Source organism: Chryseobacterium sp. DZ-32, assembly GCF_059587025.1.
In genome coordinates, this window is record NZ_JCAIOM010000007.1 from 118674 (window position 1) to 142117 (window position 23444).

At 36.9% G+C, this 23444-nt stretch carries 20 protein-coding genes; 9 read left to right on the forward strand and 11 right to left on the reverse strand.

The genetic code is table 11. The features are described 5' to 3' along the window. The first annotated feature begins 49 nt into the window (after positions 1-49). The 8 genes from ccoS to AC59HC_RS09755 all read left to right on the forward strand — a co-directional run bounded on the left by ccoS (position 50) and on the right by AC59HC_RS09755 (position 7146). On the forward strand, positions 50-262 hold the full coding sequence (gene ccoS, locus AC59HC_RS09720) for a cbb3-type cytochrome oxidase assembly protein CcoS (protein ID WP_110009904.1): 213 nt from the start codon (positions 50-52) through the stop codon (positions 260-262). A gap of 21 nt (positions 263-283) precedes the next feature. Continuing rightward, a complete protein-coding gene (ccoN, locus tag AC59HC_RS09725; protein WP_076595424.1) occupies positions 284-2545 on the forward strand; it encodes a cytochrome-c oxidase, cbb3-type subunit I in 2262 nt (753 codons plus the stop codon). Positions 2546-2567: 22 nt separating this feature from the next. Beyond that, positions 2568-2768, forward strand: a complete 201-nt coding sequence (locus AC59HC_RS09730) for a cbb3-type cytochrome oxidase subunit 3 (RefSeq protein WP_002983870.1) — start codon at positions 2568-2570, stop codon at positions 2766-2768. A gap of 10 nt (positions 2769-2778) precedes the next feature. Further along, complete coding sequence (locus tag AC59HC_RS09735; RefSeq protein ID WP_062676011.1) at positions 2779-3660, forward strand: cbb3-type cytochrome c oxidase N-terminal domain-containing protein; 882 nt, start codon at positions 2779-2781, stop codon at positions 3658-3660. A gap of 95 nt (positions 3661-3755) precedes the next feature. Then, positions 3756-5210: a cytochrome c oxidase accessory protein CcoG gene (ccoG, locus tag AC59HC_RS09740; RefSeq protein ID WP_227942647.1), complete on the forward strand. Its 1455-nt coding sequence runs from the start codon at positions 3756-3758 to the stop codon at positions 5208-5210. 10 nt (positions 5211-5220) lie between these two features. Then, positions 5221-5673: a FixH family protein gene (locus AC59HC_RS09745; protein ID WP_227942648.1), complete on the forward strand. Its 453-nt coding sequence runs from the start codon at positions 5221-5223 to the stop codon at positions 5671-5673. Next, on the forward strand, positions 5664-6389 hold the full coding sequence (locus tag AC59HC_RS09750) for a sulfite exporter TauE/SafE family protein (protein ID WP_227942649.1): 726 nt from the start codon (positions 5664-5666) through the stop codon (positions 6387-6389). The genes AC59HC_RS09745 and AC59HC_RS09750 overlap by 10 nt, the downstream gene beginning before the upstream one ends. A gap of 19 nt (positions 6390-6408) precedes the next feature. Next, positions 6409-7146, forward strand: a complete 738-nt coding sequence (locus tag AC59HC_RS09755) for a hypothetical protein (protein WP_429812172.1) — start codon at positions 6409-6411, stop codon at positions 7144-7146. Between the two features lie 55 nt (positions 7147-7201). Here AC59HC_RS09755 and serS read toward each other — a convergent pair whose 3' ends face one another. From serS to AC59HC_RS09810, 11 genes are all read right to left on the reverse strand, one after another. Beyond that, complete coding sequence (serS, locus tag AC59HC_RS09760) at positions 7202-8470, reverse strand: serine--tRNA ligase (protein ID WP_110009911.1); 1269 nt, start codon at positions 8468-8470, stop codon at positions 7202-7204. A 65-nt stretch (positions 8471-8535) separates the two neighbouring features. Beyond that, on the reverse strand, positions 8536-9054 hold the full coding sequence (locus AC59HC_RS09765; RefSeq protein WP_496558502.1) for a hypothetical protein: 519 nt from the start codon (positions 9052-9054) through the stop codon (positions 8536-8538). Between the two features lie 38 nt (positions 9055-9092). Continuing rightward, the gene (gene asnB / locus AC59HC_RS09770; RefSeq protein WP_496558503.1) at positions 9093-10991 is read right to left on the reverse strand and encodes an asparagine synthase (glutamine-hydrolyzing); all 1899 of its coding nucleotides are present in this window, start codon (positions 10989-10991) and stop codon (positions 9093-9095) included. A gap of 67 nt (positions 10992-11058) precedes the next feature. Next, the gene (locus AC59HC_RS09775; RefSeq protein ID WP_202839998.1) at positions 11059-12312 is read right to left on the reverse strand and encodes an MATE family efflux transporter; all 1254 of its coding nucleotides are present in this window, start codon (positions 12310-12312) and stop codon (positions 11059-11061) included. A gap of 5 nt (positions 12313-12317) precedes the next feature. Then, complete coding sequence (locus tag AC59HC_RS09780; protein WP_202840000.1) at positions 12318-13451, reverse strand: glycosyltransferase; 1134 nt, start codon at positions 13449-13451, stop codon at positions 12318-12320. A gap of 98 nt (positions 13452-13549) precedes the next feature. After that, on the reverse strand, positions 13550-14038 hold the full coding sequence (locus AC59HC_RS09785) for a hypothetical protein (protein ID WP_202840002.1): 489 nt from the start codon (positions 14036-14038) through the stop codon (positions 13550-13552). An 86-nt stretch (positions 14039-14124) separates the two neighbouring features. After that, positions 14125-15261 (reverse strand): glycosyltransferase family protein, encoded by a 1137-nt coding sequence (locus AC59HC_RS09790; RefSeq protein WP_496558504.1) that lies wholly within the window; start codon positions 15259-15261, stop codon positions 14125-14127. A 20-nt stretch (positions 15262-15281) separates the two neighbouring features. Further along, positions 15282-16067, reverse strand: a complete 786-nt coding sequence (locus AC59HC_RS09795) for a (Fe-S)-binding protein (protein ID WP_047428861.1) — start codon at positions 16065-16067, stop codon at positions 15282-15284. 79 nt (positions 16068-16146) lie between these two features. Then, a complete protein-coding gene (locus AC59HC_RS09800) occupies positions 16147-17484 on the reverse strand; it encodes a 4Fe-4S dicluster domain-containing protein (RefSeq protein WP_429812165.1) in 1338 nt (445 codons plus the stop codon). Positions 17485-17492: 8 nt separating this feature from the next. Next, on the reverse strand, positions 17493-18443 hold the full coding sequence (locus AC59HC_RS09805; protein WP_062676024.1) for an MlaD family protein: 951 nt from the start codon (positions 18441-18443) through the stop codon (positions 17493-17495). A gap of 128 nt (positions 18444-18571) precedes the next feature. After that, a complete protein-coding gene (locus AC59HC_RS09810; protein ID WP_429812161.1) occupies positions 18572-20725 on the reverse strand; it encodes a SurA N-terminal domain-containing protein in 2154 nt (717 codons plus the stop codon). A gap of 260 nt (positions 20726-20985) precedes the next feature. On the opposite strand from AC59HC_RS09810, the gene lon reads away from it, so the two are divergent. Beyond that, positions 20986-23391, forward strand: a complete 2406-nt coding sequence (gene lon / locus AC59HC_RS09815; protein ID WP_496558505.1) for an endopeptidase La — start codon at positions 20986-20988, stop codon at positions 23389-23391. The last annotated feature ends 53 nt before the right edge of the window (positions 23392-23444 follow it).

The following is a 23444-nucleotide window of genomic DNA, read 5'->3' on the forward strand; positions in this document are numbered from 1 at the left end:
TATTTTTCACTAAATTTGAACCCCGAAAATAGGTTAATTTTGTTGTCCAATGGATATTCTATATTTAATGATCCTCTGCAGTGTTTCTTTGGCTGCGATTTTCTTGGTCGTATTTATAGTGTATGCCCGAAAAGGACAGTTTGAAGATGATGAATCTCCGGCTGTCAGAATCCTTTTTGATGACGAAAAAGTTGAAGAAAAAGATGAAACCGGCAACAAAAATAAAGACGAAAAAGAAATAGGAGAAAATAATAAAAATTGAGAAAAATAGTGAATAGTTGATATGGAAACACAGAAGTTTAGTTATGACAATAGTATTGTCCGTGCGTTCCTTTATGCGACCTTAGTTTTCGGTCTCATCGGATTTACGTTCGGGCTTACGGCGGCATTAATGCTTTTCTACCCTGAATTACCTGAATTCTTTTTCGGGACGGATGACACAACCATTAAAAGTTTGGCATCTGGTAATATTGAAGGGTTAATAAACACTCATGGTGCATTTGGTTTTGGTAGAATCAGGATGCTGCACACCAATACCGTAATCTTTGCATTCGTTTGTAACATCGTTTACACGGGTATTTATTACTCATTACAAAGATTATTAAAAACAAGAATGTACAGTGACACCTTGTCTTGGCTACATTTCTGGACCTGGCAGTTTATGATCGTTGCTACGTTCGTTACATTCTTTATGGGGATTAATACCTCTAAAGAATATGCTGAACACGAGTGGCCGATCGACATATTGATCGCATTCTCATGGATCATTTTTGGTATCAATATGTTCCTGACTATTTCTAAGAGAAGAGTGAGACACCTTTATGTAGCCATCTGGTTCTACATCGGTACCTGGATTGCAGTAGCAATGCTTCACATCTTCAACAACCTTGAAGTACCTTTATCTTTCACGGGCTGGAAATCTTATTCAGCATATGCAGGGGTAAAAGATGCTATTGTACAGTGGTGGTATGGACACAATGCGGTTGCATTCGTATTGACGACTCCGGTTCTTGGTTTAATGTATTACTTCCTTCCGAAGGCTGCAGACAGACCGGTATTCTCTTATAAACTGTCTATTATTCACTTCTGGTCATTAATTTTCGTATATATCTGGGCTGGTCCTCACCACCTTCAGTATACAGCTCTTCCGGCTTGGGCTCAGGCGGTAGGAACAGGTTTCTCTATCATGCTTATTGCACCATCATGGGGAGGTATGTTAAATGGTCTTCTTACGCTGAGAGGAGCTTGGGATAAAGTAAGAGAAAATCCTATCCTTAAGTTCTTCGTAGTAGCTGTTACCTGTTATGGTATGGCAACGTTTGAAGGACCGCTTTTGGCAACTAAAAACATCAACAAAATTGGTCACTTTACAGACTGGGTTATCGGTCACGTACACTTAGGAGCTCTTGGATGGAATGGTTTCATGGCATTCGGGGTTATCTATTACCTGGTACCAATCATGTGGAGAACAAAACTTTGGTCTGTAAAATTAGCTAACTGGCATTTCTGGTTAGGTACTTTAGGAATTATCTTCTATGCAGTTCCAATGTATATTTCAGGATTTACACAAGGATTAATGTGGAAGCAGTTCAACCCGGATGGAACCTTATTATGGAAAAACTGGTTGGATACGGTAACGGCAATTATTCCTTACTTCAAAATGAGATTCGTAGGAGGTTTATTCTATATCTCAGGATCTATCCTGATGATTGTAAACGTAATTGCTACAGTAAGAAAAGGATCATTCCAGAAAGAAGTTCCTGCTGAAGCTCCAGCGTTGGCAAACATCAGCAAAAACAGAAAAGAAGGAGAAGGTACTCACCTTTGGCTGGAAAGAACTCCTGTATTATTAGGTATCTTATCTTTCATCACGATATCAATCGGTAGTTCAATTGAAATTATTCCAACACTATCTCTTAAGAAAAGTGTACCTACGATTTCTGCGGTAAAACCTTATTCACCGCTGGAACTTGAAGGTAGAGATATTTATATCCGTGAAGGATGTAACGCTTGTCACTCTCAGATGATCAGACCGTTCAGAGATGAGATCACAAGATTCAACGGTAAAAACGGACAATACTCCAAAGCTGGAGAATTCGTATACGACAGACCATTCCTATGGGGTTCTAAGAGAACAGGACCGGATTTACATAGAGAAGGAGGTAAAAACCCAAGTTCTTGGCACTACAAACACATGTATAACCCAAGATCTACTTCTGCTGGTTCTATCATGCCTCGTTACCCTTGGTTAATTGCTACTGACTTAGACAGAACTAAGATGGTAGACAAGATGAAGCTGATGAAGAATGTGTTTGATGTACCTTATACTAAGGCTGAAATCGATTCTGCAGACAAATGGGCTAACAACCAATCGGCAAAAATTGTGAAAGATATCTTCTCTGAAGCTAATGACCTTAAGCAGGCTTATGCTAAGAGACCTCAGGGAGAACTAGAGAAAAAAGAAATTGTAGCTCTTATTTCTTATCTTCAAAGATTAGGTACAGATATCAAAACAACTGAAATCAAAACAGCAAGTAATAACTAAAAAACATTAAAAAGTTCATACTATGATTCCTCAGAACTTTAAAGATATATTATCCAATACTGAAAATGCTGGCTTCTACCAGACACTGGCTCTGATTTTCTTTATGCTGTTCTTCATAGCTTTAGTAATCTATGTTTTTAGCAGACCTAAAAAATATTACAAAGAAGAAGAAGAGGCACCTCTTGGGGATGATGAAGATGACGATTTTAATTTAAAAAATTAAACTATTTTTTATGAAACAAAGAACACCTGTTGTTATAAACATCTTAATAATAATCGGACTTTTAATAGTTTTTTATTATTTATTTGTACAGAGCTACGCGTTCCTTTCTTCACCTTACTTCTGGGGAACTGTTGTGATCGCTGGTATCCTGGCTTACATTCATGGAGCTATCGGAGACCTTATTGAGAACAACAAATTCAAGAAATTATCTCCTGAGGAAAAGGCAGCTTATTTAGCTGAAAAGAAAGTTCCTTATTTCAAAAGATTGTACCAAAGTGCATTCAAAAAGCAATCTGCTTCTGAAGAAAAGGATATCCTTATCGACCACGGTTTCGACGGAATCATGGAGCTGGATAACCAATTACCAAAATGGTGGGTAGGTTTATTCTATTTTGGGACCGCTTTTTGTATTGTATATATTGCAGCTTACTCTTTCACAGACTTCGCTCACCCGTTAAGCGAATATGAAAAAGAATATAAAGAGCAGTTGGCAAGTATTGAAGAATATCAGAAATCTCAGCCTCCTGTAACGATTGAAACAGCTAAGTATTCAGCTGATAACATTGCAGAAGGTAAAGAATTATTCAAAACAAACTGTGCATCTTGTCACAAAGAAGACGGTAGTGGAGGTATCGGGCCAAACCTTACTGATAACTACTGGATCAACCAGCCTGAGAAAACGTTATTCAAAAACGTATTCCATATGGACTGGAATGGTTCTCCTACTAACCCTGCCATGAGAGCATTCGGTAAAAACGGAGAAGTTTCAGGTGCAGAGATTGAGAAGATTGCAGCGTATGTATATCACATCAACCAGGAACAACCACCAGTGACTCCGGCTCAGGGAGGAGCAGCTCCTCAGGGAACTGAAGCACATTGGGAAAAAGAATAATTTAAAAAATTAGAAAACATATGAAAAAAACATAATTTGTTATTAGATTAAAATAGTAACGAATTATGTTTTTTCTTTTTTAAAACCTATTATATATGTCAGACATAGAAGATATAGAAGTACGCGGCGGACAGGGACAGGTTCTGGACCCTGAGACTTACAGAGATTCTATAGGGACAATGGAGCAATCCGGAAAAAGAAAATGGGTCTTTCCAAGAAAACCTAAAGGAAAGTACACCAACTATAGAAATATTGTAAGTTATTTACTATTAATTATTTATTTTACATTACCGTTCATCAAAATCAATGGTAATCCATTGCTGATGTTTAATGTAATCGACAGGGAGTTTTTCATTTTTGGACAGCCTTTCTATCCACAGGACTTTTTTATCCTTACTTTAGGTGCTATTGCCTCTTTGATCTTTATTATTGTTTTTACGATTGCGTTCGGAAGAATTTTCTGCGGGTGGATCTGCCCTCAGACAATTTTTATGGAATCGATATTCCGTAAAATCGAATACATGATTGAAGGTGACAGAAATAAGCAGATGAAGCTGGACAGGCAGGAGTGGAACAGTGAGAAGATCTGGAAAAGAAGTTTGAAATGGACTATTTATGTCATCATTTCACTCATTATTACCCACTTTATGTTTATGTATATCGTAGGATATGAAGAAGTATTTAAAATTGTTGGGGAAGGGCCATTTGCACATCCTACCAATTTTATTGTAATGATTCTTCTTACCGCAGCATTTTACTTTGTATTTGCGTGGTTCAGAGAGCAGGTTTGTACATTGGTTTGTCCTTACGGAAGACTTCAGGGTGTATTGATCGATAAAGATACCATCAATGTTTTCTATGACTTCAAAAGAGGAGAAAACAGAGCAAAATGGAGAAAGGGTGAAGATCGTAAAGCTGCAGGAAAAGGAGATTGTATCGACTGCCACCAGTGTGTTGTGGTATGTCCTACCGGAATTGACATCAGAGACGGACAACAGCTGGAATGTATCAACTGTACAGCATGTATTGATGCCTGCGATGAAGTAATGGAAAAAGTAGGCCTTCCGAAAGGATTGATCCGGTATGCTTCTGAAAATGAAATTGAAAAAGAAACTCAGTTTAAGTTTACAGGAAGAATGAAAGGGTTCTCCATATTCCTGTTACTTCTTGTAGGGTTCTTAGGCTATCTCCTGTACAGCCGTGGTGAAATGGAAGCTAAATTCATAAAACCGGCAGGTAGTACATTCTTCGTAAGAGACGGTAAAATTACCAATACTTATAATTATACCTTCCTTAATAAAACGAACGATAAAAAGATTGTTACCATTAAAGTGATTGATCCGGCACATGGTGAAATTACTTACAGTGCATCAAGCAAGATTCAGGTAGACAGAGATAAAATTTCCAAGGGAACCATCAATATCAGCTTCCCGGAAAATGATATGAAACTCTCTAAACAAAATATTACTATCGGTGTTTACGATATGAAAGGTAAGCTGATTGATTCATACCAGACTTATTTTGAAGGACCTTTTAAACTGCAATTTTAATTAGAAAAAGATGAAGAACTTTAGTTGGGGACATGGTGTTGTAATTGCACTATTAGCATTTATAGTTTTTATATTATCCATGATGTTTCTTTTCCCGAACGGACAGAAGAATTCTGAAATGGTAACCGATAATTATTACGAAGAAGAATTGAAGTATCAGGATGTGATTGACGCTAAGAAAAAAGCAGATGACCTGCAGGAAAAACCTGTATACAGCCAGGATACCAAAGGCATTACCATCACTTTTCCAAAAGAATATAATAATTCTAATACTACGGTAAAATTTGTTTTAAACAGAACCGACGACCAGAATTTAGATATTAAAAAATCTGTACAGCTTGATGCCAGCCAGTCTTTCACCATTCCTGCACAGGTATTGAAAGTAGGAAACTATACGTTAAGATTAAGCTGGACAAAAGATAAAACAGATTACCGAATGGATTATGATGTGATATGGAAATAGGACTTATTGTATCGGCTATTGCTTTAGGCTTTGCTTCCGGTTTTCACTGTATCGGAATGTGTGGCCCTATTGCTTTATCGATGGGATTAACCAAAAAACAAGCTGCCAATTTCTATCTTCAGAACCTTACCTACCAATTCGGAAGAATTTTCACCTACTCATTATTAGGTGCTCTTCTGGGGATTATCGGGCAGGGATTTGAAATGGCAGGATTTCAGAAATATCTTACCATTACTGCCGGGGTTCTTCTGATCATTATGGCTGTATTTTCATTTGGTGGAAAAGATTTTGCTTCAAAAATTCCTTTCCTATCCAAGTTTCTGTACAGTGTAAAAATGAATTTAGGAAAATTACTTCAGAAAGCAGATTACCGTTCAAGATTCTCTACAGGGCTTCTTAATGGTTTTTTACCATGTGGAATGGTTTATATGGCACTTACCGCCAGCCTTGCAGGCGGAGGAATATGGCAGGGAGCTTTATATATGGCTTTATTTGGATTGGGAACCCTTCCGTTCATGTTCGCTATAGTTCTGGCCGGAAATCTCATGAATCAGGCCTTCAGAGTAAAAGTTTTAAAAGCAGTTCCTGTGATTATGATTATTTTGGGAGGATTATTCATTCTAAGAGGTCTTGAGCTGGGAATACCGTATGTTTCTCCGAAAGCAGAAGCTATGACGATTATGAAAGATCCAAATGGAGCTGTTAACTGTCATTAATCCGTATTTTAAATAAACCATGAAGAAAATTATTGTCTTATTTCTGATAGGCCTTTTCACATTGCAGTCCTGCAGTGTGAATTCTGAAATTGTTTATCACAAAGATGCCGCTTCCACTTCTGTCACCGATATCGATACAAAAGAATTTATGTCGGAAATGATGGCAATGACACCGGATTCCTTAAAGCAGAAAGAATTCGGGGAAATGGATAAGCTTCCGACTACCTGGACAAGTATGTATGATCTTGCCAAACAGGAAGGAAAATTGAAAACTGAAAATCCGGATTCGATTCGGATTATGAAAAAGGTCTTCATGAAATCAACAAAGGAAGATCAGAAGCTGGCTGGATTTTCTTTCAAAATGGAGCATTTTACTGCGGAAGATTATCAGGCTCTGAAAAACTTCACGAAAACTGAAAAAATGCCTCTGGATCAGAATATTTACAATAATTGGGACGGAAAGACTTTAACGATTAATACAGATAATTTTAATCTTAAAAGTATTGAAGAGGCTATCAAAACCAAAAGCTCAAAAGAAGAAGCTGAGAAAGTAGCTGGAATGATGATGATGTTTTTCAAAAATATAGGAACTACATTAAAGTTTGAAAATAAAATAAAGTCAATTTCAGGAAAGCATGACTGGGTAACACAGATTGATGATCATTCCATAAGAATAGAATATGATCTGAAAGCTATTTACGATAATGATACAAAACTCAAAAACGCTGATAAAAAGATTATCATCGTTACTGAATAAAACAAAGACCACCGGATTATGGTGGTCTTTTTATTGTTACTAAAAATAGATTAATTTAGTTGATCAAATCAAATCTTGCATATTCCGCAACCTTCTTAGGAAGCTTGATTCCTTCCGGTGTCTGGTTATTCTCCAGCAATGCAGCCATAATTCTTGGTAATGCCATTGCAGATCCGTTCAGAGTATGAACCAGCTGAGATTTACCATCTCCTTTGTAACGGCATTTCAATCTGTTGGCCTGGAATGTTTCAAAGTTAGACACTGAACTTACTTCCAGCCACATTTCCTGAGCGGCACTCCAAACTTCAAAGTCATAAGTCATGGCAGATGCAAAACCTGTATCACCTCCACAAAGTCTTAATACTCTGAACGGAAGTTCAAGATCTGTAAGAATTTCTTTGATGTGTTCTACCATTTCTTCCAGCACAGCATAAGAATTTTCTGGTTTCTCAATTCTTACGATCTCTACTTTTTCAAACTGGTGAAGACGGTTCAGACCTCTTACATGAGCTCCGTAGCTTCCCGCTTCTCTTCTGTAGCACTGAGAGAATGCTGTATTCTTAATCGGAAGATCTTTCTCATCAAGTAATACATCGCGGTAAAGGTTTGTTACAGGAACTTCTGCTGTAGGGATCAAATATAATTTATCTTCATTAATATAGTACATCTGTCCTTCTTTATCCGGCAGCTGTCCGGTTCCAAAACCTGAAGCCTCATTCACAACGTGAGGAGGATTCACTTCTGTGTATCCTTTTTCCACATTTTTATCTAAGAAATACTGAACCAAAGCTCTCTGTAATCTTGCTCCTTTACCTAAATAAACAGGAAAACCGGCTCCGGCAATTTTTACTCCTAATTCAAAGTCGATAAGGTTGTATTTTTTTGCCAGTTCCCAGTGAGGGATTGCTCCTTCACCAAGACCTTCTACCGGATGAGACTGGAAAATGATTTCGTTATCATCCGCAGAAGCACCACTCTTTACCAATTCATTTGGAATGTTGGGAAGCTGATACAGAATATTCAGTAAGTCGTTTTCTTTACCTTCTAACTGGGATTTCAATTCTGAGCTCGACTCTTTGTATTGTGCTGTTTTAGACTTTGCAGATTCCGCTTCTTCTTTTTTTCCTTCTTTCATCAAAAGACCGATTTCTTTCGAAATTTTGTTGATTTCGGAAAGCTGGGAATCTAGTTCAAACTGGATTCTTTTTCTTTCGTCATCGGCAGCGATAGCCTCGTCTACCAACTCAAGATTTTTGAATTGTCTTTTCTTAAGACCTTCTAAAACGCGTTCTTTGTTGTCGCGCAAAAAATTGACTTGTAACATTTTATTTAGATGTTAAATATTAGATATTAGCTTATAATCAGCTAACTGTTGTACAAATTTAAAAATTATTTTGTGACCGTGACAGTATTTATCGAAGTTGGTGCATTGGCCTCTTTTGAAAATACCGGAACTCTGTTATACAAAACTTTTGAAACCTGAAATACCGTTGGGGTATTGCGATACTGAATTTCCAAAGTATCAATCACATTATCGCTTGCATTTGTGCTTTTTGTATACGTAATCTTCATTCTGGAATAATAGGAATTTCCCGTACCTGGTTGATCCGGGCTGATGGAATCCAGTCTTCTTCTTTTGGCTCCAGCCAGATATTCCATATAAAATAATGAATCTGTAGTCATTTTCAATGAAATGTTGATCGGAGCAATATCTTTAGTCCCAAAAATATCATTCACAGAATACCCTGTAAAAGATCCTGTTTTCTTACTGTTCAGCAAATCCTGACCAGCACTGTTCCTGACATAGATATTCATTAACTGATCTATTCTCTGCAAAGAATCATCATCACTTTTACAACTGATCAGTGCAAAAACCGCTACAAGTATACACCAAAAATATTTCATCATAAATACAAAGGTAAAATATTAATCTTTAGGCTCATTCTTTATTTTTCAAAATATTTCTGATACCACAACTCAAAAGTAACCAGCTGCCAGATTTTTACCCAGTCATACTCATGTTCCTGGTGATTCCACCACTCATCAATCACCGCTGCATTAAAGAAGTTTCTCTTTTTTAAACTTTCAAGATTTTCAGTAATAAATTCTCTTACTCTTTTTTCGTTTTTAATGAAATGACTGACAGGAAATGAAAATCCTTTTTTGGGCATATTCAAAACTCCCTGAGGAAGATAATTCTCTGCTGTTTTACGCAATAGAGGTTTATTCTGAATTCCATTAAATCTGATGTTTCCAGGAAGTGATGCTACATAGTCTATTAAACTGTTGCTTAAATAGGGATAACGAAATTCTACGCTGTATTTCATCGCACTCAGATCATCCCGGAAAACATGGTGGGAGGATAGTGAGTATTTCATGTCATATTCAAAATATCCCACATAGTTTTTTGCTTCTGAAAGGTGGTATTTTGAAAGATGTAAATCTATTTTACTATAAATATCCGGGTTTATAAGGCTTTTAATTTCCAGCGGTCTCATACTGATCTGGCTCTGTCTGAAAAAATCAAACATATGATCCTGGGAAAAATAATTTTTTACGCGCTGTGAAAACTTGTCTTTCGTAAAGATGAAAGGACTTATACAATTAAAATTCCTCATGAAAAGCCATCTGTTCAGCTTCAGTGTATGAGAATAACCGGCAAAAAGTTCATCAGCGCCATTTCCGCTTAATACGACTTTAAAATTCTGATCATGTGCATATTTTGCGGCATTGATTAAGACTTCAAAACTGCTGTAAGGTTCTTCAAAGTGCTGGATATTTTCTTTAAGATCTTCCAGCGCTTCTTCGTCACTCACTTCTTTCACCGCATGCGAAACACCAAAATGTTTAGATGCTATAGATGCATTTTTCACCTCGTCTTCAGAAAAAGGATAAGATATGGTGTATGTATTAATATTGGTATTAAAAGATTTTGATTTTGATGCAATTAAAGTAGAATCAATTCCTCCGCTCATCATTACTGCTACAGGAACATCTGCATATAACTGTTCTGAAATACTTTCAGAAAGCAGTTCATCTATTGTTCTTACAGCTTCTTCCTCAGAAATATTTTTTTGAGACGGCGAAGGCAGCTTCCAGAATTTATCTTTGGTGATGTTCTGATTGTTTAAATCAACAGTCATGATGGAAGCTGGTTCAAGGGATAAAATATGCTGAAAACAGGTTTGTGGAGCCAATGTTGTCTGAAAAAGAAAATTCGTATAGACTCCGTCCCAGTTGATTTCAGGCTTTACCAGCTCATTCTTCAGCAATGATTTTATTTCTGATGCCCAAACCAATCCCTGTTCGCTTTGATGGTAAAAAAGAGGCTTCATCCCAACTCTATCTCTTGCTAATATAAGTTTCCGACCGGAAAGATCAACAATACAGATGGCAAACATTCCATCTAATTTTGCAAACGTAGAATTTCCCCACTCCTGATAGGCTTTGAGAATAACTTCAGTATCAGAACTGCTATGGAAAGAATATCCCAAAGACTCAAGTTCTTTTCTTAATTTTTTAAAATTATAAATCTCTCCGTTAAATGTAATAATAATCTGCTCATTCTGTGAAAGCATAGGCTGATGGCCTTTTTCGGACAGATCAATAATGGATAATCTACGGAAACCTAACGCAATATCAGAATTTTTCTCTTTTAGAACCGGAAACTGTTCTTTAATTTTTTGTGTGGAATCGTTCCCCGAAAAAGAAGCTCCCTCTCCGATACTATACATCCAGAACCCTTCATCATCCGGTCCGCGGTGTCTGATGGCCTGATTCATTTCCAGAATATTTGTAGAGGAAATACTTTTATGAAATGAATAATAACCGGTGATTCCGCACATAGTAAAAGATTAATAGATATGTAAAAATAGGAAAAATGACATTATTTTAAGGGGAGCTATCAAGTAATTATTTCTTTACAAATTTTTGCTTTAAAAGCTGTATTTCTTCTTTTGTAATCATATAATCTTTCAAAGTAAACGGAGTAGAATTATAAAACTTTCTGAACAACAGAAAAGCAGAAACAAAATAGGACGACGTAGTGGCAACACAAGCGCCTATAATTCCCCATTTTGGTATCGCAATGAAAGAAAATACAACGGTAACCACAAGGCCTACAATTGATTTGACATTAAGAATTTTCAGTTCTCTTATTCCCGAAAAGTAATGCCCAACCATATCACTTACAGCAATAGCAAAAATTCCCGGTGATAAAAGAAGCATTATTTCCTTGGTATCTTTAAATTCTTTCCCGAAAATCAACTCGTAAACCTGAGAGGGTATGATTATGATTCCCAGCACAAAACCTATCATCAGAAAAAAGGTCAGTTTTAAGGATTCTTTGGTTTTCCCTATAGATTCTTCACTGCTTTTACTATTGACTACATCTGAGTATAAAATCACAGCAATACTGCGGGTAATGGTCCATATCGCTTCTGAGAAAGTAACCCCGATGGAAAATATCCCTACACTCGCTAAACCTTCAAAATGTTCTAAAAAATAAAATGAAAGCCTGTAATTCAAGAACTGAACAAAAGCACTCAGCTGGGTCTTCCACCCATATTCAAACATATTCCTGCCTACATCTTTACAGAATGATATCTGAGATATATTGCATTTTTTAATGATCTCGAAAAAACTGGTAAGAAAAAGAAGTGCAAGACATATAATCTGGGCGAGAAAGTATACGGAAACATCTTTCTTTCCGAACAGATAAACCAATATTCCAATAAATACAATATGTACAAGCTGCTGCAAAACAGTATACATATTGAACCTTTTAATATCCTGTGTTCCAATAAACAAGCTGATATTAGTAGACAAAAGTGAAGAAAAAACGGAAATTCCGATAAGGTACAGGAGATATTCACCCTGAATAGAAGCAATACTGAATAAAAATGGGATTAAAAGACCCGTCAGGAGAGACCACAGATAGGCATACAATAAAACCTTTTCTATTTTAAACCTTGATGCGAAATAAGAAGCACTGCTTCCGGAAAAGATATTGCTGAAAAAACTTACTGCTGCTGCATTGGCCACCACAATAGAAATGGTTCCTTTCCCCTCACTTCCCCACATATTCGTAGAATAGATCACCAGTCCGAAACTCAGGATCAGAATAAAAAAACGTGAGACAAAGGTTTTAATGATAGTAAGCTGCATGATGATTATGGATCAATAGATTTTTTTACAAAATCAACGAAGTTATCTTTTATAAGTTCCCAGTTATATTTTTCTTTAAATTCTTTTCGTGCATTGAGAGTATGGGATCGATACAGCTCCGGATTCCTGATATAATTGATGATAATATCCGAGATTGCTTCTGCATCATGAGGATCAACAAGACTTCCAAACGAAAGCTCTCCCATATGCTCCCTGATCCCTTTCAAATCTGAATAAATCACAGGCTTTCCTGCTCCCATAAAATAAAACAGTTTTATCGGCAGCGAATGATTGTTTTCAAAATTAATTTCCCGAAGATCAAAACAAAGGTCAGCTTCTGCAAACGCTTCTGTAAACTGTTCAAAACCAGTCGGTTTTATAATATCTATATTTTCAAAAGAATAGTTCTTTACTAATGTTCTAAAATACACATCATCACTTTCGTGTATTGCTGCTCCTATGATCAGGATTTTAATATGAAGATCAGGAACTTTTTGACGGAGAAGGTCTACGGCTTTAAAGAAATTTTCAATTCCTTTATCTTTGGAGATCTGACCCGTGTAACATAATGTGATGCTTCCCGGAGTGAGTTTTTTTATACTTTCATTAATATAAACAGAAGCCGGATAATAAGGCAGAATCATTTGTTTTTTAAATCCAAAAAAATAGGCCAAAGGGAATTTCTTGGTGGTTTCACCAAAAATAAAATGCGTACTTAAAAACCCTGCATACAGCTGAATAAGAGTAAATTTCACCGCCTGAAAAATTTTAGCAGGAAAGCGATAATTTTGAAGCATTGACATGGAAGGATACCATTCTGTAACATCATAGATACAGCTTATCCTGTGTTCTTTTACAAACTTCTTTACTGCCACAACAGCCAATGGTTCAGAGCAAATGATACTATCCGGATGAAAAGTATCACAAACTTTACTGAAAGTTTCCATTTTCGTTTTTATACTTTCTTCAAGAACAGCAAAAGATTCTATTTGTATCCCATCGATAAAACCTTTATACTCTGCATATAAGCTGCATATTTTTATTTCATACCCATTATCTCTAAGAGCTTTTGCCTGATGATAAAAAATGCGGTCATCATTATAGCTGTGGGAAGTCGTTAAAAAAAGTACTTTAGGCATTAGTCACTGCTCGAATCTATACAAATATACATTAAAACAAAAAAGTGGAAATATATTTTCCACTTTATGATTATTCTTTTGTATCAGCTTAACAGGGACTATTTTATAGAAGCCGCCCAGCTCTTCTCCAAAGGAAGAAGGAAATGGCTCAAAAAGTCCAGATACGTATTTTTAGAGAAATCAAAAACCTGGATATCACCTGAAAGCTCTCCGTTTCTAAGCTTTGTTTTGAAATCCATTAATTTTAAAGTTTTCACTTCACCATTCTCTACAAAACTTGCTTTCATCCTGTCGAAAAGGCCTAGCTGATATTCTTCGTCAATTTCTCTCATTACCTTCCCTAATGCATCAATGCTGCATCCTGAAGCCATTTCCTTTTCTTCGTCCACACATACGATGATAAACTGGTTCTTTTCAATTTTAAAAGAAGAAGAAAGAGGTTTTCCATGAGCGGCCCATGTTGCAAGGAAATCAAATAGTTTCTCGGTAATGGCTTTTGCTTCTTTTGTTTCGAAAGGTCTTGAAGCCGGATATATAATGACTCTGTAGTCGTTGGTTTCTACAATATTAGATTCTTCGATTTTCATAATGTAAATATTTATTTTTCAAGATATTAAACAATCAATCTTTATTTTACTTTCCATTGAATGCTCCTATCATTGTAAAGACAAAATTACGCAATTTTCCCGAGTTTAAGATCATTGTATTTTTTACTCAGTACATAGAGCATCATAATGAAAACCGGAAAGATAAAAGGAAAGAAGAATCTTAAAGCTGCCGACTGCGGAAAGAAAAAGAATTTTATATAAACATTCACCAGGAAAAGAACCGAAATTATTCTCACCCATGCATCTTTAGAGCACCAGAAGATCACTCCGATCATAATAGCCAGTGATAAAGTGACTTTTTTAAAATAAATGATTTTGATGTAAATAATACTCAGATAGTCCATTAAGCTCACGTCTATCGGGTGTGTAGAAATAATAGGCCTTCTATCGATAAAGGTATCATAAAAAAGATCTTTCCATCCGGGATAATGATAAAACTTAATGATGGCGAGATACATGGCAAGAAGTACGATTCCCTGTGCAATAAAAGAAATATCAATTTTCTTTTCCCGGAAATAATGGAAAAAGAAAACAGTGATAATATAAGTCAGGGTAAATGTAATATAGTCCGGCCGTATAAAGGTAATAGCGAATAGAAGTACGAACATTGCCCATTGGTTCCATTTTTTGAGTAACCCAATCATAAAGATCAGCATAAACTGGAAAATAAACATATCCGGTGTAGAAACCCTCGACATGTAAGTCATTGGTGGCAAAAGCATGGCGGCAATCGTTAATAGTACCGCAAGCCAGTATTTCTTTGGAAACAGGAGTTTCAGAATATAAAATAATAATATTCCTGAAAAAAAATAAGAAATAAGACTGGTAAATAATACGGCCATTGGCGATGATAATCCAAGCTTATAAAAAAGGGTGATCACAAGAATATACCCTACTTTGATCTGAAAATAGGGTAATTGTTCTGTAAAAGATTGGGTATTTTTTACGAAATACTGCCTGGGAATGTCCCATTGATTTATTCCGATAATGTCTGTATAATGTTCTGCTGGAGCCTCTTTCTTGATTTCCTCATAGGTCAGGATTCGGACTTTATCAGGAGAATTCGGAAACTCGGAAGTATACATACATCCCATATAGCCCGGCATATCCCAGTCATATACTCTGTTCTGATAATTCCAGAATGTAAGAAGAGCAAGTACCGAAATGATAAACAAAAAGGAGAGTTTCCATTCCCGCTTCATACGCCTGTATAAGATTACAATTATAAGTCTTCTGCTTCAGCAAGAAGTTCTACGATATCTTTTACGGCTACCTCAGTATTTTTATTAAAATGTTTTACTCCATCCGTCATCATGGTGTTACAGAAAGGGCATCCTGTAGCAATTACCTTAGGCTCAAAAGATAATGCTTCTTCTGTTCTTTCAATATTGATGTCTTTATTTCCTTTTTCAGGTTCTTTAAACATCTGTGCGCCTCCTGCTCCACAACAAAGACCATTGGTTTTGCAACGCTTCATTTCTACAAGTTCAGCATCCAGCTTTTCAAGAAGCATTCTTGGCGCTTCATATTCGTCGTTGGCACGTCCCAGATAACATGGATCATGGAAGGTAATTTTTTTCCCTCTGAATGCACCTCCTTCAATTTTCAGTCTTCCTTCCTCCATTAAAGTTTTAAGGAACTGAGTATGGTGAACTACTTCAAAGTGTCCTCCCAGGCTGGGATATTCATTCTTCAGGGTATTGAAACAGTGTGGGCAGGCCGTTACAATTTTCTTTACTTCGTAAGCATTCAACACTTCGATATTGGTAAGCGCCATCATCTGGAAAACGAATTCGTTTCCGGCTCTTTTTGCAGGATCTCCGGTACAGCTTTCTTCCTGTCCCAGAACGGCAAATTCAACGCCTATTTTGTTTAATATCTTACAGAATGCTTTTGTAATTTTTTTGGCACGGTCATCAAAACTTCCCGCACATCCAACCCAAAATAAAACTTCAGGGGCTTTTCCTTCGGCAGCATATTCTGCCATTGTTTTTATATTGAAATCCATTCTAAATCAAATTTATCAATATACCAATGTAACAGTTTACCAATGATTGTTACATCGTTACATTATTTACATTGTTACATTAATTTTCGTTTGCCCAGTTCAGACGGTCTGCCTGATTGTACTGCCATGGAGCAGCGTTGTTTTCCACGTTCGTCATCATCAGGTTCAGTTCCTGTGGAGCAGCAGACTGTTCCATCACCAGGAATCTTCTCATTTCAAAAATAATGGAAAGCGGGTCAAGCAATACCGGACAGGCTTCTGTACATGCATTACAAGTGGTACAGGCCCAAAGTTCTTCTTTTGTGATATAATCGTTCAACAGTTTTTTACCGTCATCTACGAATTTTCCGTTTTTATCGATGTTTCTTCCTACTTCTTCCAATCGGTCTCTGGTCTTCATCAGGATCAATCTCGGAGAAAGTTTTTTACCGGTAATATTAGCCGGACAAACAGAAGTACAACGTCCGCATTCTGTACAGGAATAAGCATTCAGCAATTGTACCTGGTTCAGATCAAAAATATCTTCTGCCCCAAATTTGGAAGGAACGTCGGCTTCAGCTCCTTCAGCTGGTGTAGCGTAAGGATCTGCATTAGGGTCCATCATTAATTTGATCTCCTTTGTTACAGATTCAAGATTGTTGAATTTTCCTTTTTTCTCAAGATTTGCATACCATGTACTTGGAAATGCAAGAATAATATGTAAATGCTTTGAATAATAAAGATAATTCATGAAGAAAAGAATCCCTACAAAGTGGAACCACCAGGCAGCTTTCTCTGTGAACATCAAAAATCCGTTATCAAAATTGAAGACTTCCAAAAACGGAACCAATGTCATTTCACTGATCGGGAAACTTCCATGTACTGGTAAAACTCCTCTTGACTGCAAAATAAAATCTGAGGCATTCATTTTAAAGAAAGCCATCATCAGGGCAAATTCGATGATAAGAATCCAGTTGGCATCTTCTTTCGGCCATCCGAAAAGCTCCTTCATTGTTAATCTTTTAACCCCGTAAAAGTTTCTTCTGATGAAAAATATAACTACACCTATTACAACCAGAAGTGCAAGCACTTCTAATGTAGCTGTAAAGAAGCTGTAGAATCCGTGTCCCAAAACCGAGGCCAGAAAACGGTGGGTACCAAACAGTCCATCAACAATTATTTCAATGAGTTCAATATTAATGATGATAAAACCAACATAGACAAAAATGTGTAAAATTCCTGCGATAGGACGTTTTACCATCTTACTCTGTCCCATGGCCACATTAGCCATGATACTCCAGCGTTCAGATTTTCTGTCACTTCTATTGATTTCACGACCTAGCCTGATATTTCTGTAGATCTTCTGCAGGCTTTTGGCAAACAGCCCGAACCCGGCTACTAATAAAATCAGGAAAATAATGTTATCGATGTACTGCATAAGGCGTATTAGTCTTTGTTATTTTTACCGAAAACCGAGAAGTTGATATATCTCTTCGGATTCGCTTTCATATCTTCGATTAATGTATTCAGATTGGAAGAAGCTGAATTCAGGTTGTTGTACAGTTGATCGTCCTTCATCAGTTTACCTAAACTTCCTTCTCCTTTATCAATACCTCCAATCACCTGATTCAATTTTCCTACTGTAGCATCTAAACTTGCAATGGTAGCATTCAACTGTTTAGTGTCGATACTTTCTGCAAGATGTCCGTATTTATCTAGTGTTACTTTTCCGCTTTGCATAGTAAGACTTGCATCATCCAACACTTTTTGCAGTTTTGGATCATTGTGTCCTACAAGCGTATTTACACTTCCTGCTGTGGATTGTAATGCTCCTACTGTTTTATTAAGGTTGGCTAGTAAAGCTTTTATTTCGGCTCTGTTCTGAGCATCAAAAACCTGATTGGCATTCGCCATTAAAGAGTCTACTCTATGTAAAACCACCTGTAGCTGATCTTTTACCGGACCTACCTGCGAAGAAAGACTTCCCAGCGTTCCCAGCTTGAAAGCACCTTTTAAAGTGTCACCGTCTTTTGCAGTCGGCCCACCATACATAAGGTTTACTCTCATTTCTTTACCAGACATTAATCCCGGCTCAAAGATCTCCAATGATGAGTTTTTTGAAAATTCGAATTTATTGTCGACGGTAACTTTTACGACAAAATTAATTTTTCCATCTTTTGAGGTGATAGGAATAATTTTATCTACCTGCCCTACTTTCAGACCATTAATAGAAACTGCCGCAGACTGCGCCAGACCTTCTACATTGTCATATTTTGCGTAAAATATATTGTCGGTAGTAAAAAGGCTTTTCCCTTTCATAAACTGAAACAACACCACAAAGCCTACGATAGCTAGAAGTGCAATCACACCAGCTTTTAATTCTTTACTGAACTTCACTTGCTAATTTTTTTCTAATAAGCAAATATAATACATTTTAAATAAATCTTTTCCTTTATTATTCTGCCATAAATACAAAAAAAGCGACAAAAAATTTTGCCGCTTTTTATATCATTGAAATGAATTTCTTATTGTTGCTGATTCCCCAGCTTGTTCCAGATCTCGATTCTGTAATCTTCGATATCTGCATTATCCTGAAGACTCTTCATCCAAGCCTGTCCGAACATTCCAGCACTTCTCTGAGTAAGAGATTCTGTAAACTGCTTAAGATCTCCAGGCTGCTTGTTTACAGTTTCTGATTTTTTGATCAGAACATAAACTCCTGTTCCCCCTTCAACCGGGTTAGAAAGTTTACCTTTTGCAACACCGAACGCTGCACCGGCAACTTTAGGCTCCATAGCCCCTGCTACAGAAGGATTCAACAGATTCACCTGAGCTGATTGTTTTGGAGCTGCAAATAATTTGGCAATCTGATCTAAGCTTGAAGCTTTTGCTGCTGCAATTTTATCAGAGATTTGTTTTGCTGCCAGTTTATTTTTAACGATAACTTCAATCTGATCTCTTACAGATTCAGGATCTGCAAGACCTGCTTCCTGTTTTCCGTTCAGATATACTACAATTTTATCACCTGTTCCGTCTACTGTAAATAATTCAGTATCTCCTTTTTCTCTTTTCTTATCAAAAGCCCAGGTAAGGATATCAGCATCTTTTTCAGTACCTAAGCCCTGAAGCTGACCTTCAAATCTTTTTGCTGCTTTTGGATTGGAGAATTGGTAGTTTCCTTTTTTAGCAATGTTCACAAAATCGTTGAAAGATTTTCCTTGAACCTGCTGAATGAATTTTCTTGAGTTTTTATCTGTTTCAGCTTCAGTAGCATCTGAAGGTTTGATTGCTTTCACAAGGTTAGCAACTTTATACCCCATTGATCCTGATTTCTTATCTTCAATATTGATGATATGGTAACCGAATTGTGTTTCTACTACCCCTGTAGCTCCTTTAGGATTGTTTGCAAGATAAGCAAGGAATTCAGGAACGAAAGGCGTCTCTGGCGTTGTCCATCCAAGGCTACCTCCCTGAGCTGCAGAATTCGGATCACTTGAAAGTTTAAGGAATTCTGTAAATTTAGCTGGAGTAGCTTTTACAATAGCTCCAATAGAGTCTGCCAATTTCTTAGCCTGCTCTTTGGTTCTTGTTACCCCTTCACCTGCAGGGCTTCCTTTGAATGCAATAAGGATATGTCTTGATAAAGTAGAATCTGAAGGTCTTTTACCTACCAATTTAGAGACTACATATACATCTTGTTCTTTATAAGGACCAAAAGTCTGACCTACAGCTGCTGTTGTGATCTGATCTTTGATTGTTGGAGGCAATTGTGCAGGATTCAGATACTGAGGATTGAATGGTGCATCAGAATTTGCTGCTACAAACATAGAATCGTTTTTAGTATTCTGGAAGTTTTCAGTTCCTCCACTAGCATCCGTACCTCCTGAATATAATTTTGTAATTTCTTTCAGAGCTGCTGCATCATCTGCCGCACTAGGTTTAGATGGGAAAAATACAATACCGATATTTCTGCTTGGCTCAGCTTTGAACATTACAGGGTGCTTCTTGATGTAATCAGCAAGATCCTGTGTGGTTACATTGATCTTTGTTTTTTGAAGATAAGCTGCGTAATCTACCTTTACAAAGTCGATATCTGCAAGCTGATCTCTCTGCTTCATCAATTCTTCAGCTTCTTTCTTACCTGTAGTAATCCCTGCTGAAATATTGGTAAACACCTGTCTCGCCATTAGTCTGTACTCGATTGTCTTTCTTGTTTTCAACCATTGAGTATATCCCTGAGGATTAGTGTTTTGTAATGTTTCAATTTCTTTTTTAAGCTCTTGAGTTTTAAAGTTACCTTTCTCATCAAAGAACTGCTGATTCTGAGCAAACATCTGATCGTACTGGATTTGATTCCAGAAATAATCATCAGTCATTTCAAAGCCCAGTTTCTCAAACTGCTGTTTGATAAGTTTAGATTGTACAAGTAACTGCCAAGCCTGCTCTTCAAGACCGTTTTTCGGACGACCTTGCTGTTCAGCCTGCTGCTGCAGCACGAAAAGCTGATCATTGAACTCTTCGCGGGTGATTTTCTCACCGTTTACTTTTCCTAAAACATCAGGATTCTTACCAAAAACCTTGTCGATACTATCGGGGTTCACCAGGAACGCCAAAAGCGCTAAGGCTATTACTCCCATTAAAAGCCAAGGCTTACTCCTAATCTGTCCTAAAATTGCCATTTTATAAATTATAGTTTTTTATCAGTTTGCGAAAATACACATTTTTAAGAAATTACAGAAACAGAACTGCTTTATTTTGATTTTTAATGCAAAGATTATCTAAAAAAGGAAATTTTGACCGTATTTTTAAGTAAAAAACAAATGGCATAAGTATTGTGCATTTTTAGAATATTATAATATACCACACGTTTTCAGAGTATATTATAAAAAATTCCTTTAACGATAAAAAACGAAAATGACAATTTGTCATTCGATTGACTATGACAGAATTTGAAGATATAAGTTTAGAAGAAATGATCAGTGACGGATTTGATATCGTAACTGAAGAAATCAATCTTTCCGACTTCGCAGAGACTGATAAAAATTCCGAACAGAAAATATTCCCTATACTTCCTGTAAGAAATATGGTAATGTTCCCCAACGTGGTAATTCCTATTACAGCAGGGAGAAAGACCTCTATACAGCTTCTTGAGGAGGCACAGAAAAACGGAGATTTTATTGGAATTGTAAGCCAGAAAAATTCGGATCTGGAACAACCATCCGAAAAAGATATATATACTACCGGAACTCTGGCAAAGATTATTAAGATTATTAAGCTTCCCGAAGGCAATATTACAGCTATTACCAAAGGATTTCACAGATTTAAGATTAAAAAAATCATTGATACACGGCCTTATTTTAAAGCTGAAATATCAAAATTAAAAGACACCCAGCCTAAAGACCGTGAAGAATATGAAGCATTGCTGGAAAACATCAAGGATCTTGCCTTAAAGATCATTGAACTGGATCCTAATATTCCTAATGCCGCCAACTTTGCGATCAAAAACATTAACAATAATGATGATCTTCTGAATTTCATCTGCACCAATGCTAATTTCTCTTCAATTGCAAAACAAAAGCTTCTTGAAGAGAAAAGTCTTATGACAAGAGCCAACCAGTGCTACGAGCTGATGCATGAGGATTTCAGAAAACTGGAACTGAGAAACCAGATTCATCAGAAAACTTCAAAAGATTTAGATAAGCAACAGAGAGAATATTTTCTGAATCAACAGATCAGAACCATCCAGGAGGAACTGGGCGGCGGACCTGAAAGTGATGTTGAAGATCTTATTGCCAAGGCTAAAACAAAAAAATGGAGCCAGGAAGTAGAAGACCACTTCCAAAAGGAAATCAGCAGACTTCAACGTCAGAATCCCAATTCCCCGGACTATAATGTACAGAGAAACTATCTGGATTTCTTTACAGATCTTCCATGGGAAACCTATACAAAAGATATTTTTGATATTGCAAAGGCTGAAAAAGTACTTGACAAAGCACATTTCGGTCTGGAAGATATCAAGAAAAGAATTCTGGAGCACATGGCCGTTTTAAAATTAAAAAACAACATGAAATCTCCTATCCTGCTATTGGTAGGGCCTCCGGGTGTGGGTAAAACTTCTTTAGGAAAATCTATTGCAGATGCTTTAGGAAGAAAATATGTAAGATTGTCATTGGGAGGACTTCATGACGAGAGTGAAATCCGTGGACATAGAAAAACGTATATCGGTGCTATGGCGGGAAGAATTTTACAGTCCATCAAAAAATCCGGTACTTCAAATCCGGTAATTGTTCTTGATGAGATTGATAAAATCGGACAGGGACTTCATGGGGACCCGAGCTCAGCACTCCTAGAAGTTCTTGACCCAGAGCAAAATAAGTCTTTCTATGATAATTTCCTGGAGATGGGTTATGACCTTTCAAAAGTAATGTTCATTGCTACTGCCAACTCACTTTCAACCATACAGACTCCTCTTTTAGACAGAACCGAAATTATTCAGATTGCCGGCTATACTTTGGAGGAAAAGATTGAGATTGCCAAAAGACATTTGATCAAGAAACAACAGGAGGAAAATGGTCTGGATGCAAAATCATTCAAACTTGGAAATGCAGAACTCAAACATATTATAGAAGCTCATACTTCAGAAAGCGGAGTGAGAACTCTGGAAAAAAGAATTGCAGCCATTGGAAGATGGGTAGCACTACAGACTGCTTTGTTAAAGGAGTATGATCCAAAAATCTCAGTAGAAAAAGTAGATGAAATTCTTGGTGTTCCAAGACCGAAAAGTTTATCTGAGATCACCGGAGTTCCCGGTGTTGTAACAGGTCTTGCCTGGACAAGTGTAGGAGGCGACATCCTTTATATTGAAAGTATTCTAAGCAATGGCAAAGGAGCGTTAACGATGACCGGAAACCTGGGAACGGTAATGAAAGAATCGGCTACTATTGCCCTGGAATATATTAAAGCGAAGCATGATGAACTGGGGATTCCACAGGAAGATCTGGATAAGAAAAACATTCACGTACACGTTCCTGAAGGAGCAACACCTAAAGACGGACCTTCTGCGGGTATTGCAATGCTGACATCAATGGTTTCCTCATTTAAAAACAAGAAAGTAAAACCTCACCTTGCAATGACGGGTGAAATTACTTTAAGAGGAAAAGTACTTCCTGTAGGAGGAATCAAAGAAAAGTTACTTGCTGCAACAAGAGCAGGAATCAAAGATGTTATTCTTTGTGAGGCCAACAGAAAAGATGTGGAGGAAATCAAAAAAGATTATCTGAAAAATCTGAGAGTACACTACGTCAACAGAATGGAGGAAGTCATTGACATCGCCATTGAAGAATAAAATAACTTACAACATATTAACTTCTCAATAAAGAAACACGCTCTGGTATCCGG